Consider the following 15,006-nt stretch of genomic DNA (forward strand, 5'->3'; position numbering starts at 1 on the left):
AAACCGCCTGGCAGGGCTGAAAGACGTTTGGAAGGCTGGACGACCGTTATGCCGTGCGGCGCAAACCGGATGCTGCATCGAACAGGTGGGCTTTGCCGGGGTCTATCGCGAAGCGCAATTCGCGGGTGTCAGGTGTCAGCAGATGCACGCCTTGCATGCTGGCAGTGAACGGCTCTGACGAGCCTGACAACTTGCCGTGCAGCAAAGTGTTCGCGCCCAGCGGTTCCGCCATTTGAACGGTCACGGAAATTGGACCGTTGTCGTCAAAATGCAGGTGCTCCGGTCTGATGCCCAGTTTGACGGGGCCATCGCTGCCGACGGCCGGAGCCACCGGGATACCGCCCAACAGGACGTGCCCGCCCTGCACATGCGCGTCGACGATATTCATCGCGGGGCTGCCGATGAACTGGGCGGCGAACAACGTGCGCGGCGTCTCGTAGACTTCGAGAGGCGTGCCGATCTGTTCCGCCACGCCCGCGTTCATCACGATCATGCGGTCCGCCATCGTCATGGCTTCGACCTGGTCATGGGTCACGTAAAGCGCTGTGATCCCAAGTTTGGATTGCAGTTCCTTTATCTCGAGCCGCATTTGCACCCGCAGTTTTGCATCAAGGTTGGACAGTGGTTCGTCGAACAGGAACACCGCCGGTTCGCGCACGATGGCACGGCCCATCGCCACACGTTGCCGCTGGCCGCCGGACAACTGCCTTGGTTTGCGATCCAGCAGGGGTTCAAGTTGCAGCAGCCGTGCCGCCGCGATGACCTTGGCGTTGATCTCGTTCTTGGGCAGCCGCGCGATCTTCAGCCCGTAGCCCATGTTCTCGCGCACCGACATGTGCGGGTAAAGGGCGTAATTCTGGAACACCATCGCGATGTCGCGGTCCATCGGTTCCTTGTCGTTTGCCCGCTGCCCGCCGATGAACACGTCGCCCGCCGATACGGTTTCCAGCCCTGCGACCATGCGCAACAAGGTTGATTTACCGCAGCCCGAAGGGCCGACGATGACGATGAATTCGCCGTCTTCGATGTCGGTGCTGATGCCATGGATCACGTCTGTCGCACCAAAGCTTTTCTTGACGTCCCGCAGGGAAACCGTTGCCATATGTTATTTCTCGCTATCGACAAGGCCGCGGATAAACAGCCGTTGCATGCTGACCACGACGATCACCGGAGGGATCATCGCAAGGATCGACGTGGCCATGATTACCGGCCATTCCGCCACATCATCGCCCGACGGAAACATCTGTCTGATGCCCATCACGATGGTGTTCATTTCAGGGTCGGTGGTGATCAGCAGCGGCCAGAGGTACTGGTTCCATCCGTAGATGAACAGGATCACGAACAGGGCGGCCACGTTCGTGCGGCTCATCGGGACGACGATATCCCAGAAGAACTGCATTGGGCTGGCACCGTCCACGCGGGCGGCCTCGGCCAGTTCGTCGGGTATGGTCAGGAAGAACTGGCGGAACAGGAACGTGGCGGTGGCCGATGCAATCAGCGGCATGATCAGCCCGCCATAGCTGTTGAGCATGCCAAACCCTGCGACGACCTCGTAGGTGGGCACGATGCGCACCTCGACGGGGAGCATCAGCGTCAGAAAGATCATCCAGAAAAACAGGATTTTGCCGGGAAACCGGAAATAGACGATGGCAAAGGCAGACAGCAGCGAGATGACGATCTTGCCGACGGCAATGCCGATCGCCATCACGAGGCTGTTGAACAGCATCGTTGTCACGGGCACGTTCACGCCGGAAAACAGCGCCTTCGAATAGTTTTCAAGGAACTGGTCCCCGGGCCACAGTGGCATCGGCGGTCTGACGATTTCGGGCTGGGTGACGGTCGACGCGACAAAGGCCAGCCAGATCGGAAAGAAGATCACCAGCACGCCCAGTATCATCACGACATGGGTCAGCCACAGGCCTGCGCCGCGCTTTTCGACCATCCCGTGCGTGTCGCCGGTTTTGAAAAAAGCCATCAGTAATGCACCCGCTTTTCGACGAACTTGAACTGGACGATGGTCAGCACGCCCACGACGAACAGCAAGATCACCGATTGCGCCGAGGACGACCCGAGGTCCTGTCCCACAAATCCGTCGGAGAAGACCTTGTAGACCAGGATCGTCGTGGATTGCTGCGGCCCGCCGGACGTGATCGTGTGGATCACGCCGAAGGTCTCGAAAAAGGCATAGACCACGTTTACCACCAGTAGGAAGAACGTGGTGGGAGACAAAAGCGGCAGCACGATCGTCCAGAATCGCCGCCAGAAACGGGCACCGTCGATCGCGGCGGCTTCGATCACCGAACGCGGCACGGCCTGCAAGGCTGCGAAGAAGAACAGAAAGTTATAGCTGATCCGCCCCCAGGAAGACGCGACCACCACAAGGCCCATTGCCTCGCCTCCGTTCAGGACATGGTTCCAGTCATAGCCAAGGGTGCCCAGATACCACGACACCACGCCGACGCGGGTGTTGAACATGAAAAGCCACAGCACACCGGCAATCGCCGGGGCCACCGCATAGGGCCAGATCAACATGGTGCGGTACACGCCAGACCCTTTGATCAGCCGGTCGGCCATGACGGCCAGAAACAGCGCGGGGATCATCGAACACAGCGTTACGAGGATTGAAAACACCGCTGTCGTCACGAAGGAGGCGCGGTAGAATCTGTCGCCCAGCAGATATTCAAAGTTGCCCAAGCCGACATATTGCGACGACAATCCGAAAGGATCGGGGATGAAGAGCGACTGCCAGATCGCCTGTCCTGCCGGATAGAAAAAGAACACCGCCGAAATCACGACCTGAGGGGCGATCAGAAGCATCGGCAGCAACCAGCCACGAAACGTGACGCGTTTTTCCATGTCTGTGCCCCTTGTTCGTTATCCGCGCGTGAAAGGCAGGCCCAGCATCGGGCCTGCCTTCTTTGTGCTGTTCGCTTAGCGGTTGGCGGCCTCGAAGCGGCGCAGCAAGGCGTCGCCCCGTTCCTTCGCACTGTCCATCGCTTCCTGGGCAGTCTTGTCACCGGACCAGATGCCCTCCAGCTCTTCGTCGATGATCCCGCGGATCTGATCGAAGGACCCAAGGCGCAGACCCTTGGAATTGGCCGTCGGTTCGTTGGTGGTCATCTGGATCACAGCCACGTCCGTGCCGGGGTTCGCGTCATAAAATCCGGACGCGCGCGTGGCTTCGCCGGCTGCGGTCGTGATCGGCAGATAGCCGGTATCCTGATGCCATTGGGCCTGCACGTCCGACGACGACAGGAAGCTCAGGAATTCACCGACGCCTTTGTATTCCGCCTCTTCATGGCCTTCCATGACCCACAAGGATGCCCCGCCGATGATGGTGTTCTGCGGGCTGTTGCCGACGCCTTCCCAGTAGGGCAGCGGGCGCACGTCAAAGTCGAACTTGGCTTCGGATTTGATGCCCGCGTACCCGGCAGAGCTTTCGGTGAACAGCGCGCAATCCCCGGCGCGGAAGTTCGCACCGCCCTCATTGCGACGGCCTGTGTAGATGAACTTGCCATCCTTCGCCCATTGGCCCATCGCCGCCAGGTGTGCGACCTGCGCCTCGCCGTTCAGCATCATTTCGGTGTCCAGCCCGGCAAATCCGTTGTCCTTCGAGGCAAACGGTACGTCATGATAGGCTGACAGATTTTCGAGGTGGATCCAGCTTTGCCATGCGGTCACAAGCGGGCATTCTTCGCCGCCCGCCTTCAGCGCGTCCAGCGCCGCGCCGACGTTCTGCCATGTGGACAGGTCCGTATCGGGGTCGACCCCGGCGGCGGCCATCGCATCGCGGTTCACCCACAAAACCGGTGTGGACGAATTGAAGGGCAGCGACAGCATATCGCCGTTCGTGGACGTGTAATATCCTTTGACCGATCCGATATAGGCATCAGGATCGAATGTCGCGCCGCTTTGGGCCATGACCTCGAACACGGGGCGTACGGCACCGGCAGCGGCCATCATCGTGGCGGTGCCGACTTCGAACACCATCAGGATATGGGGCTGTTCGCCAGCACGAAATGCCGCGATGCCTGCGTTCAGGGTCTCAGAGTAATTGCCTTTGTGGCTTTCCACGACAGTATATTCGCTTTGGCTTGCGTTGAAATCTTCAACTTGCGCCTTGACCAATTCGCCAAGACGACCCGTGAAAGCATGCCAGAATTGCACTTCGGTCTCGGCCATCGCCGCGACTGGCGACAGCATTGTAGATACGGCTAAAGCGCCGAAAATTGACTTTTTCATAGTTCCTCCCATGCACCAAAACGGTGCGGTGTCTTCTTGGTCTCTTGGGAACAGCCCCCGAACCTTATGATTGACCTCGTGACGATACACGGGGCGTATTAAAATTCAAGGCTGCGGTTCGGTCCGGAAAAGCGAATTTTTTCATTTGGTTAGGGCTCTGACAGGGCTTCGCAGTGGCAGTCCGCATTGTCATACTGTCTGCGACTCAGGGTAGTATCCGAAGCCCTTTGACAGATTACAGGTGCCGCCCCATGCGCGGGACATCGTCAAAAGCGGGCTCAGCTTTCGTCACCCGATGCGGCATAACGCCTAACGACAAACGCCCTTTTTGCGGTATTCTTTTCCAGACAAAAGGAGGTTTGCTCATGTTGCTGCGTCTCATCACAGCCCTGTCCCTGCTGGTCCCGATCGCCCCCAAGGCCCAGGCGCAGGTCCAAACCCGCCAGCCCAGCCATTGCATCGCCTTGGCCGATGCCACGCCTGGAATAACGTATCTCACCCTTGCCAGCCTGCCGCAGGTCGCGCCGGACACGGCTCACCTGCATTACATCGCGCACGCCAGTTTCCTGATCCGCAGCCATGGCGGGCTGAACATGGTCACGGATTTCACCGGCTTCACGGGCACGCTGCCGATGATCCCCGATGTGGTCACGATGAACAAGGCCCACGGCAGCCACTTTACGGCTGCGCCCGATCCTGCGATCCCGCATGTGCTGCCCGGGTGGGGGGAATTCGGCCTTGGCATAGACCATAACCTTGATCTGGGCGAGGTGCTGGTGCGCAATGTCTCGACCGATATTCGCTCGGATTTTTCAGGGGTAGAGGTCGAAGGCAATTCGATCTTCATCTTCGAGATGGCAGGCCTGTGCATCGGTCATCTGGGGCATCTGCACCATGAACCCGATGCCGCGCAATACGCCGCCATCGGACGTCTGGACGTTGTGATGGCCCCCGTGGATGGCGGCTATACGCTGGACCAGCCGTCGATGATTCGCGTTCTGAAACGGCTGAAATCGTCGATCGTGATCCCGATGCACTGGTTCTCCGACTTCGGGTTGGATGAATTTCTCACCGGCATGGCCGACGACTTTACGGTGATCAATGTCGAAGGCCCGTCGCTGGATGTCTCTTTGGACAGGCTGCCCTCGCGGCCCACGATCATGGTCCTGCGCCCGCAATATTTGCGCAGCGACGATTAAGCGGCTTGCAAGCGGCAGGACTTGGCGCGATCAATGGCCCATGAAATTGAATCCCGCCGATCCCGCCTTCGAAGCCGCCTTGCGCGCCGATCTTCCATCCGATGTGTTCCGCCCGGTCGAGCCGCGCTATCTTGAAGAACCGCGCGGTCTTTACGCGGGTCAATCGGCGATCCTTGCGCTGCCCCGCGATGTGCAAGAAGTATCGACCCTGATCCGCCACGCCAATGCGGCACGGGTGGGTGTGATCCCTTATGGTGGCGGTACCGGACTGGTGGGCGGGCAGGTGGCCGAAAAAGGGCCTGCACCGTTGATCCTGTCGCTGGAACGCATGAACAAGATCCGCGCCGTCTATCCTGATGAAAACGTGCTGGTGGCCGAAGCAGGCGTGATCCTGTCAGACGTCCAAGATGCGGCCGAACAGGCGGGGCGGCTGTTCCCGCTAAGCTTGGCCGCCCAGGGGTCGGCGCGTATCGGGGGCAATCTGGCGACAAACGCTGGCGGGACGGGCGTGCTGCGCTATGGCAATGCGCGCGATCTGTGTCTCGGTCTCGAGGCGGTTTTGCCCGACGGCCAGATCTGGCACGGGCTGACGCGGTTGCGTAAGAACAACACGGGCTATGACCTGCGCCACCTGCTGATCGGTGCCGAAGGCACGTTGGGGGTGATCACGGCGGCAGCGCTCAAGCTGTTCCCGCGTCCGACGCAATCGGGCACGGCGCTTCTGGTTGTGCCGTCCCCCGCTGCGGCCCTGAAACTTCTGTCACTGGCACGCGACCAACTGGGCGAAATGGTCAGTGCATTCGAGATCATGAACAAGATGGGCTTCGACTTTCTGGCAGAAACCATGCCCGAAGTCCGCCAACCCTTTGCCACGCCGCCCGCTTGGTGCGTTTTGATCGAACTGGGCCTCAGCGGTGATCTGGACCCGGCGGCATCGCTTGAAAAACTGTTCGAAGCAGCCCTCGAAGCCGATCTGGTCACCGACGGCCTGATCGCGCAAAGCCAGCAACAAGCCGATGATTTCTGGGCGATCCGCGAAAACATTCCCCATGCCAACCGGAAGATCGGCTCCGTTTCCAGCCACGATATTTCGGTCCCGCTGGGCGCGATTCCCGATTTCATCGCGCAAGCGGGCGAAAAAATCGCTGGCTTGGGCGATTTCCGCATCAACTGCTTTGGCCATGTCGGCGACGGGAACCTGCATTACAACATCTTCCCGGCCCACGGCAAATCCCGCCAGGACCATCTGACCGAGCGGGATAGGATCAAGACCTGCATTCACGACCTGACCCACGCCATGGGCGGATCCGTCAGCGCCGAACACGGCATCGGCCGCCTCAAGGTTGATGACCTCGAACGCTACAGCGATCCTGCGAAACTCTCGGCAATCCGCGCAATCAAGGCCGCGCTCGATCCGAACGGCATCATGAACCCCGGCGCGATCCTGCCCGCCCCCGGCTAAACGGCTTCTCTGGCTTGAAAATATCCCGGGGGACGTTCCCCAAGGGCGGGGGGCAGCGCCCCCTTTAAATCCCGTCGAATGAACACAGCGCGTTCACTTCCATTCCCATCGCTTCCAGCCGTTTGCGCCCTCCAAGCTCGGGCAGGTCGATGATAAACGCACAAGACACGATCTCGCCGCCCAACCGCTCGATCAGCTTAATGCCGGCTTCCGCTGTCCCGCCGGTCGCCAACAGATCATCCACAACCAGGATCCGCTCGCCGGGCTGAATGGCGTCCTCGTGTATTTCGACGATCGCCTCGCCATATTCCAGCGTATATTCCTGTGAAATCGTCCGGCCCGGCAGCTTGCCCTTCTTGCGGATCGGCACGAAGCCGACGGAAAGCTGATGCGCAATCGCACCGCCCAGAATGAACCCCCGCGCTTCCAGCCCGACAACCTTGTCGATGTCGATGCCGGCATAGGGGTGCAGCATCTGGTCAATCGCCATGCGAAACCCGCGCGGATCGGCAAACAGCGTGGTCACATCGCGAAACATGATCCCCTCATGGGGGAAGTCGACGATTGTGCGAATATAGTCCTGAACCTGTTTCATTTGGCTCTCCTGATTACGATGTGAATGAAAAGAAACGCTTTTTCCCCTTCACCCTTTTACAAATACTCATGCACACGGGGTGCCAAACTCACCAGGTCCGCGACTATACGCCAATCCCCGACCTGCTTCACAAGACACGTCCCGCGACCGCATCAAGCTTTGCCACCAACGCGGGATCGCGGGCCTCAGGCCGTGTCAAAATTGCGAACTCCAGCGCCTTGTCACAGCCATGGGGGCAATCGTGCCGCGCCGCGCCAAGCAAGGCAGGGAGGCGTTTGACCAAATCGCGGCCCTTGTCTGCGTTGCCGGTCAGAATCCGAATGATTTCAGTGACGTCAACCTCCCCGTGATCCGGATGCCAGCTATCATAATCCGTAATCATTGCAACCGACGCGTAGCACAGCTCCGCCTCGCGGGCGAGCTTGGCCTCGGGCATGTTGGTCATGCCGATCACATCTGCGCCCCAGCTTTCCCGGTACATCTTTGATTCCGCCAAGGTTGAAAACTGTGGGCCCTCCATCGCCAGATAGGTGCCGCCACGGTGGACGGTGATGCCCGCGTCTTTGGCAGCCGTTTCGCAGGCGTCGCCCAGGCGCGGACAGGTTGGGTGGGTAACGCTCACATGGGCCACGCAGCCGGTGCCGAAAAAGGATTTCTCGCGGGCAAAGGTCCGGTCGATGAACTGGTCGACGATCACGAAATCGCCCGGGGCCATCGCCTCGCGAAACGACCCGCAGGCCGACATGCTGATCACGTCGGTGCATCCCAGCCGCTTGAGCGCGTCGATGTTGGCGCGGTAGGGCACGGTGGACGGTGCATGGACATGGCCCCGCCCGTGACGGGGCAGGAATGCCATCTCGATGCCGTCCAGCGTGCCGGTCAGGATCGCGTCCGACGGCTTGCCCCACGGGGTGTCCACGGTCTGCCATTTCGCGCCTTCAAGCCCGTCGATCTCATAGATGCCCGAGCCGCCGATCACGGCGATTTTGGTGTGTGTCATGGGAATGCCTCTGGATTGATTTGCGCGCACAGTAGCAAGGCTGGCTGTGATGAAAAGCCTCAATCAGGGTCCCTACGTCCTGCCCCGCTTTCAATCTGGCGTGCTTTGCTCTAGGGAGCGCAAAAGATTCCCCGACCGTTTGATACGAAGGATGCCCCATGGCGCGCACCACATTCCGCAGCTTTACCAAGAATCTTGACGTCACCGACCTGCGCTGGATGCCGGGCGAGGGGTTTTCACCGGCGCGTTTGCGGATTGAACTGCTGTCGGGGCTGACCGTGGCGCTGGCCCTGGTGCCCGAAGCGGTGGCGTTTGCCTTTGTCGCCGGTGTGCACCCGCTGGTCGGTCTTTATGCGGCGTTTCTGGTCGGCCTGATCACGGCCCTGATCGGGGGGCGGCCGGGCATGATCTCGGGGGCGACGGGGGCCCTGGCGGTCGTGATGGTGGCCTTGGTCTCGCAGCACGGTGTTGAATATCTGTTCGCGACGGTCGTCTTGATGGGGCTGTTCCAGATCTTTTTCGGCCTCATGCAATGGGGCAAATTCATGCGGCTTGTACCGCATCCGGTGATGCTGGGCTTTGTGAATGGCCTTGCGATCGTTATTTTCCTGGCACAGATGGGCCAGTTCAAGGTGCCGGGGTCGATGGTTGACACGGGGCATGGCATGTCCGGAGGGGAATGGCTGTCAGGGCAACCGCTGATGCTGATGCTGGCGCTGGTGGCCGTAACCATGGCGATCATCTGGGTAACGCCGCGTATCACCAAGGCGATACCGGCCCCTCTGGCGGGCATCGGGATCGTGGCCATCCTCGTGATCGCGACGGGCATGAACGTGCCCCGCGTGGGCGACCTTGCCTCGATCGAAGGGGGATTGCCGATGCCGCACATGCCGTTCGGCGAAGGGCTAGGGCTGTACGGAACCGCACTTGCGCCCTTCACCCTCGAGACCCTTTATATCATTCTTCCCTATGCGGTGATCCTGGCCGCGATCGGTTTGATCGAATCGCTGCTGACACTGAACCTGGTCAGCGATCTGACGAATACGCGGGGCGGGGCCAGTCAGGAATGTATCGCCCAGGGTGTCGCCAACACGGTCACGGGATTCTTTGGCGGTATGGGCGGCTGCGCCATGATCGGCCAGTCGATGATCAACGTGAAATCGGGCGGTCGGACCCGTGTGGCAGGGATCGCTGCGGCCATCTTTCTGTTGCTGTTCATTCTTGTGGGGTCCCCCCTGATCGAACAGATCCCGCTGGCAGCGCTTGTCGGCGTGATGTTCATGGTGGTGATCGGGACGTTTGCCTGGAACTCGCTGACGATCCTGCGCAAGGTGCCGCTGATGGATGCGTTCGTGATTTTGCTGGTCACTGTCGTCACGGTCTATGAAGACCTTGCCGTTGCGGTGGTCGTGGGCGTGATCGTGTCGGCCTTGGCCTATGCATGGAACAACGCGCGGCGCATCCATGCCAAGACTTACCTGACGCCCGAAGGTGCAAAGGTCTATCAGGTGCAAGGCCCGCTGTTCTTTGGATCATCCGAAGGGTTCTTCGAGCTTTTCAACGTAAGCGAGGACCCCAGTGAGGTGATCGTCGATTTCGCGGACAGCCGGGTGGTTGACCAATCCGCCTTGCAGGCGATCGAGACAATCGCGGGGAAATACCAGGATGCCGGCAAACGTGTGCAACTGCGCCACCTGAGCCGGGATTGCCACCGGTTGCTGACAAAGGCAGGCCACCTGATGATCGACAGCGATGATGATCCGGAATATCAGATCGCGGTCAATTATCAGGTGCGCACAGGTATTCTAGGCGGCCATTAGGAAGGCCGGGCCGTTTTCTGCAAGGAAAACGGCCCGGAATTTTCGCAAATTCCGGGCAGCGCCTCAGTCGTCGGGGCGGATGATTTCGAACACATCCGTGATGCGGGTGTAGTCGCGATAGCCCAGGCGCGACAGCGGCTGGTAGGTGGTCACGTCAAACCGCCCGTCCTTGATGCAATCGTCGCGCATATGCACGCCGACGACTTCGCCGAAAACCACATAGTTGCTTTCGCCCTCGATCTTGACCATCTGCGTCATCCGGCATTCCAGACTGGCCGGGGCGTTGGCAACGCGGGGGCACGCGATCTCGTCGCACTCGGCTTTTTCGATGCCTGCATGGCCGAACTCATCGGTACCATGGGGCAAGGTGGCCGATGATGCATTCATCGCATCGCGCATCGCGTATTCCACGATATTGACGCAGAAAACCCCGGTTTCGCGGATGTTCGCCATGCTGTCCTTGGTCCCGTCCACATCGGCCTTTGTGCCCGTGGATGCGAACATGACCTGGGGCGGAACATACGCCACACCGTTGAAGAAGGAATAGGGCGCAAGGTTGTCGCGGCCTTGGGCATCGCGTGTCGAGATCCAGCCGATGGGGCGGGGTGTCACGATGGCATTGAACGGATTATGGGGCAGCGAATGGCCATCTTTCGGGCGGTAGAACATCAATCTCTCCTCTTGATTTGCACCCATGGCTAGCGCCATGTTAAGGGCTTTGCCACCACAAATACTCAGACAGGCCGCACCCCCCTTGTATCAGATGAAACCAGAGCGCGCAGAGGACCATTGGGAGGTCGAAGCGCTATATGACACCTGTTTTGCGCCAGGCCGCGAGGCGTTGTCGTCCTACCGCTTGCGCGACGGGGTGCCGCCCGTCGCAGGCCTAAGCCATGTGGCGCGGGATGCGGACGGTATTCTGGCCGGCGCGATCCGCTATTGGCCCGTGCGGATCGGCACAGCCGAAGCGTTATTGCTGGGGCCGGTCGCTGTCCATCCGACCCGACAGGGCGAGGGACTGGGCGGGCTGTTGATCGAAGACAGCCTGGTTCACGCCGCCCCCTTGGGTTGGGCGCGGGTCATGCTGGTGGGGGATGCACCCTATTACGAGCGTTTCGGATTCAGCTTGCTGTCGGATGTCGTCATGCCGCCGCCCACGAACCCGGCGCGGGTCTTGGGGCGCGACCTTGTTCCCGATGCGTGGCTGGGTATCGCGGGCGATGTGACGTCATGGTTGCCCTGACGCCACATTGAAACTGGCCCCTGCGCCCCCCACATCCTGTTGGAACAGTCCAAAGGGCATCTCTATGCAAATCGAAAGCAACCTCCCCACCGTCATTGACGTCGAAGCACGGCTGGACCAGATCGCCCGGCGCTATAAGGGCGCAGGCGGCGTGGGCATCAATGTCTTGAACGTTATCGGTGGCAGTGCCGAAGGGCTGATCGACAAGCTGCCGAATGCGGTGCGCAACAACCTAGAGGCCGCCACGGTCAAGGCCTTGGGGCAGGCGATGAAGGCTGCGACTTCTACCCGGTCGATGGTGCCGGATCAGAAAAGCTGGCTTAATCAGGCGGTCAGTGCGGCAATGGGGGCGGCGGGCGGTGCAGGCGGCCTGCCCACGGCGCTGGCGGAATTGCCGGTGACCACGACGCTTTTGTTGCGCGTGATCCAGGGGGTTGCGGTTGAACACGGATTTGACCCTCATGCCGAAAATGTGCAGTTCGACTGCATTCAGGTGTTTTCCGCCTCTGGTCCGCTGTCAGATGACGACGGGGCCGATCTGGGGTTTCTGTCGGCGCGGATCGCGATCAGCGGGCGGGCCATGCAGGCCGTGATTGCCAAGGTTGCGCCGCGGCTGGCTGTGGTGTTGGGCCAAAAGCTGGCGGCACAGGCGGTCCCGGTTTTGGGGGCGGTGGCAGGGGCGGCGACAAACTATGCCTATACCAGCTACTACGAGGACATGGCCCATGTGCATTTCGGCCTGCGCAAACTGGCGATCGACGCCGATGTCCCGCAGGATGAGTTGGTTGAGCGGTTGCGCCTCAAGGTCGGGCACACGCGCGTCTCTTAAGGCGGGGTCATGGTGCGCCGACAACGGGCATCTGACGATTGGCTAGCGCCCGATGCTGCCCGGTGCCACGGTTGTGGCCTTCAGGATTGCATAGCATTGCAATCCCGGCACCAGCCCCAGTTCGGCCACGGCGCGTGCGGTCACCCGGCTTAGCAATCTGTCCGACCCTGCGCGCAAGGCAATGGCCGCCCCCGGACCGTCGCCGGGGTGGATCGTGTCAACCGTGACAGCAAGCACGTTGACAGAACTCAGCCCCTTGGGGCGACTTAATGACAAGATCACATCCTGCGCCAGCACCCGCAACCGGACCCGTGCGCCAATGCTTGCCTGTACGCCCGGCAGCTCGATCTCTCCGGCGCTGACCCGGAGCGTTGAAATGCCGTCGGTACCATGGGCGATCACGTCGGCCTCGATCACGGCACCGGCCTCCCGGACGCCCAGCAAGGGCACGGCGGCAGGGTCTGCCATGACGTCGAACAGCGGTCCTTGGGCCTGAACGCTGCCATTCTGGATCAGGACCAGCGTATCGGCGAGGCGGGCAATTTCATCAACCGCGTGACTGACATAAAGGATCGGCAGGCCAAGCGGGCCGTCGCGCAGGCGCTCGAGAAAGGGGAGAATTTCTTGTTTGCGGGGGCCGTCCAGACTGGCCAGGGGTTCATCCATCAGCAACATCCGTGGATGGCTAAGCAGGGCACGGCCCAAGGCAACCCGCTGCCGTTGACCACCCGACAGGGTCGCAGGCGCACGGCCAAGCAACTCTTCAAGACCCAACAAAGCGACCACATCGTCAAATCCCGGACCGGCGCTGCCCCTTGGGGCGTACCGCGCGCCGAACATCAAATTCTGTGCGACGCTAAGATGGGGGAACAGGCGCGCATCCTGAAATACTGTGCCTAAGTGGCGCTTGTGCGGTGGCACGAAAATGCCTTGGTCTGTGTCCAGCAGGACCTCGTCATCGACCACGATCCGGCCTTGATCGGGGCGCAGAAAACCGCCCACGGCATTGATGACGGTGGTCTTTCCGGCACCCGAACGCCCGAACAGCGCGGTGATGCCCGGCCCGGCATCAAGGGCGATCTCGAGCGTGAAATCGGCAAAGCGGTGGGACAGGGACAGCGACAGTGTCATGTGCCCGCGATCCGTGCAGCGACCCGGCGGGCCAGCAGTTCGGACAGCAGAACGGCGCTGATCGCCACGGCAGTGGCCATGACGACCATGATGACGGCCTGGCTTTCGCCGCCGGGGATTTGCAGCGCCGACCAGATCGCACTGGGCAGGGTCTGGGTCTGGCCGGGGATGTTGGCGACAAAGGTGATCGTGGCCCCGAATTCCCCCATTGCCTTGGCAAAGCCCATCACCGTCCCCGCCAGTATCCCCGGCAGGATCAGGGGCAGGGTGACGCGGGCAAAGACTGACCAGCGCGGGGCACCAAGCGATGAGGCGGCTTCTTCAAGCTTGGGATCGACGGCCTCGATTGCAAGCCGCATGGCGCGCACCATCAAGGGAAAGCCCATGATCATCGCGGCCAGAACGGCACCGGACCAGTGAAATGCCAGCTGCAAGCCGACCGCCTCAAGGGCGCGGCCAAAGGGGGCCGTGCGTCCGAAGGCCATCAACAGCAGGTACCCGGTCACGACGGGGGGCAGCACCAGCGGCAGATGCACGGCCGCATTCAGCAGTGCCTTGCCCCAGAACTCGCGCCGCGCCAGCACCCATGCGACCCAAAGCGCCAGGGGAACCACCAGTACGGTGGCCCAGACGGCCACCCAAAGCGACAGGCGCAGCGCATCCCAGGCGGCGGCGTCTGGCGTCATGGGGTGATCGGCCTAAAGCCGTGGTCGGCAAAGATGCGCAGTGCCTCCGGGGTTTGCAGATACGTCAGGAAAGCCTGACCCGCATCTGTAAGGGCCGCCGCCGGATAGGTGATCGGGCTGTGCAAGCCGTCTGGCACGGCATGGACTACGCGCACCTGATCTTCGGCCAATGCATCGGTGCGGTAAACGATGCCAAGCGGCACCTCGCCGCGCGCCACAAGCGCCAGGGCTGCGCGTACATTGTCGGTCTCGGCAAGATGGGGGGCCAGGGCATCCCACTGGTCTGTCGCCTGCAACCACTCACGCGCGTAAATCCCAGCTGGCACGGCATCACGCTGCCCCATGGCAAGGCGTGTGCCATCAAGGGCTGCAACCAGATGATCGGGGTCCGGCGTGGTGGTGCTGGACGCAGGCGCGATCACCACAAGGCTGTTGCCCAGAAGGTCAACGGCGGCTGCGGTGTCGACCAGACCCTTGCCCTGTAGCCAGCCCATCCAGACCGGATTGGCCAGAATGATCACGTCTGCCGGGGCCCCCGCCGCAACCTGCCGCGCCATCGTGCCCGAACCGCCAAAAGACAACGCCACCCCCGCGCCATAGGTGGCGGCAACGTCGTCCAGCGCGCCGCGCAGGCTGGCGGCGGCAAAAACCGTTACAGGGGCGGTTTGCCCCTGTGCGCCAAAGGGCAGGAAAAGGGCGAGGATTATGGCCAGTCTGAACTTCATATCCGCACTATCCGCCAAGCGCATTGGGCGCGCAAGGGGATCACTGGTGTTGTGAATGACCTGGCGCTAAACTG

15 protein-coding genes are annotated in these 15,006 nt (G+C 61.2%); 5 read left to right on the forward strand and 10 right to left on the reverse strand.

The genetic code is table 11. The annotated features are described in order from the left end of the window. Positions 1-46: 46 nt before the first annotated feature. The 4 genes from RGAI101_RS16860 to ugpB all read right to left on the reverse strand — a co-directional run bounded on the left by RGAI101_RS16860 (position 47) and on the right by ugpB (position 4,242). Entirely contained in the window at positions 47-1,102 is a 1,056-nt protein-coding gene (locus tag RGAI101_RS16860) for an ABC transporter ATP-binding protein (RefSeq protein ID WP_008227109.1), read from the reverse strand. A gap of 3 nt (positions 1,103-1,105) precedes the next feature. After that, positions 1,106-1,942 carry a sn-glycerol-3-phosphate ABC transporter permease UgpE gene (ugpE, locus tag RGAI101_RS16865; protein WP_037229743.1) on the reverse strand — a complete coding sequence of 279 codons (837 nt, stop codon included), beginning with the start codon at positions 1,940-1,942 and terminating at the stop codon, positions 1,106-1,108. 32 nt (positions 1,943-1,974) lie between these two features. Next, positions 1,975-2,856, reverse strand: coding sequence for a sn-glycerol-3-phosphate ABC transporter permease UgpA (gene ugpA / locus RGAI101_RS16870; RefSeq protein WP_008226503.1), 882 nt, complete (start codon positions 2,854-2,856; stop codon positions 1,975-1,977). Positions 2,857-2,931: 75 nt separating this feature from the next. Continuing rightward, positions 2,932-4,242: a sn-glycerol-3-phosphate ABC transporter substrate-binding protein UgpB gene (gene ugpB / locus RGAI101_RS16875; RefSeq protein WP_037228616.1), complete on the reverse strand. Its 1,311-nt coding sequence runs from the start codon at positions 4,240-4,242 to the stop codon at positions 2,932-2,934. A gap of 365 nt (positions 4,243-4,607) precedes the next feature. Between ugpB and RGAI101_RS16880 the strand changes: the two genes are divergently transcribed. Next, a complete protein-coding gene (locus tag RGAI101_RS16880; protein WP_008225361.1) occupies positions 4,608-5,441 on the forward strand; it encodes an MBL fold metallo-hydrolase in 834 nt (277 codons plus the stop codon). Positions 5,442-5,481: 40 nt separating this feature from the next. Then, positions 5,482-6,903 carry an FAD-binding oxidoreductase gene (locus tag RGAI101_RS16885; RefSeq protein ID WP_008228572.1) on the forward strand — a complete coding sequence of 474 codons (1,422 nt, stop codon included), beginning with the start codon at positions 5,482-5,484 and terminating at the stop codon, positions 6,901-6,903. 64 nt (positions 6,904-6,967) lie between these two features. On the opposite strand, the gene RGAI101_RS16890 is transcribed toward RGAI101_RS16885, so the two are convergent. Both RGAI101_RS16890 and RGAI101_RS16895 read right to left on the reverse strand, forming a co-directional pair. Continuing rightward, positions 6,968-7,498, reverse strand: coding sequence for an adenine phosphoribosyltransferase (locus tag RGAI101_RS16890; protein ID WP_008228154.1), 531 nt, complete (start codon positions 7,496-7,498; stop codon positions 6,968-6,970). Between the two features lie 127 nt (positions 7,499-7,625). Beyond that, a complete protein-coding gene (locus RGAI101_RS16895) occupies positions 7,626-8,498 on the reverse strand; it encodes an S-methyl-5'-thioadenosine phosphorylase (protein WP_008227140.1) in 873 nt (290 codons plus the stop codon). Positions 8,499-8,656: 158 nt separating this feature from the next. Here RGAI101_RS16895 and RGAI101_RS16900 point away from each other — a divergent pair, with 158 nt between their 5' ends. Further along, positions 8,657-10,318 carry a SulP family inorganic anion transporter gene (locus tag RGAI101_RS16900; protein WP_008227848.1) on the forward strand — a complete coding sequence of 554 codons (1,662 nt, stop codon included), beginning with the start codon at positions 8,657-8,659 and terminating at the stop codon, positions 10,316-10,318. Positions 10,319-10,381: 63 nt separating this feature from the next. Here RGAI101_RS16900 and RGAI101_RS16905 read toward each other — a convergent pair whose 3' ends face one another. Beyond that, complete coding sequence (locus tag RGAI101_RS16905) at positions 10,382-10,987, reverse strand: flavin reductase family protein (protein ID WP_037228619.1); 606 nt, start codon at positions 10,985-10,987, stop codon at positions 10,382-10,384. Between the two features lie 94 nt (positions 10,988-11,081). Between RGAI101_RS16905 and RGAI101_RS16910 the strand changes: the two genes are divergently transcribed. After that, positions 11,082-11,561 carry a GNAT family N-acetyltransferase gene (locus tag RGAI101_RS16910; RefSeq protein ID WP_008225579.1) on the forward strand — a complete coding sequence of 160 codons (480 nt, stop codon included), beginning with the start codon at positions 11,082-11,084 and terminating at the stop codon, positions 11,559-11,561. A 64-nt stretch (positions 11,562-11,625) separates the two neighbouring features. Then, entirely contained in the window at positions 11,626-12,390 is a 765-nt protein-coding gene (locus RGAI101_RS16915; protein ID WP_008225112.1) for an EcsC family protein, read from the forward strand. A gap of 42 nt (positions 12,391-12,432) precedes the next feature. On the opposite strand, the gene modC is transcribed toward RGAI101_RS16915, so the two are convergent. From modC to modA, 3 genes are read right to left on the reverse strand one after another with little or no spacing between them, the layout of a single operon-like run. Then, positions 12,433-13,521, reverse strand: a complete 1,089-nt coding sequence (modC, locus tag RGAI101_RS16920) for a molybdenum ABC transporter ATP-binding protein (protein ID WP_008228935.1) — start codon at positions 13,519-13,521, stop codon at positions 12,433-12,435. Next, on the reverse strand, positions 13,518-14,207 hold the full coding sequence (gene modB, locus RGAI101_RS16925; RefSeq protein WP_008226677.1) for a molybdate ABC transporter permease subunit: 690 nt from the start codon (positions 14,205-14,207) through the stop codon (positions 13,518-13,520). Before modB ends, modC begins: the two co-directional genes overlap by 4 nt. After that, entirely contained in the window at positions 14,204-14,932 is a 729-nt protein-coding gene (modA, locus tag RGAI101_RS16930; RefSeq protein ID WP_037229746.1) for a molybdate ABC transporter substrate-binding protein, read from the reverse strand. Before modA ends, modB begins: the two co-directional genes overlap by 4 nt. Positions 14,933-15,006: the final 74 nt, after the last annotated feature.

The organism is Roseobacter sp. GAI101, from assembly GCF_000156335.1.
Taxonomy (GTDB): domain Bacteria; phylum Pseudomonadota; class Alphaproteobacteria; order Rhodobacterales; family Rhodobacteraceae; genus Sulfitobacter.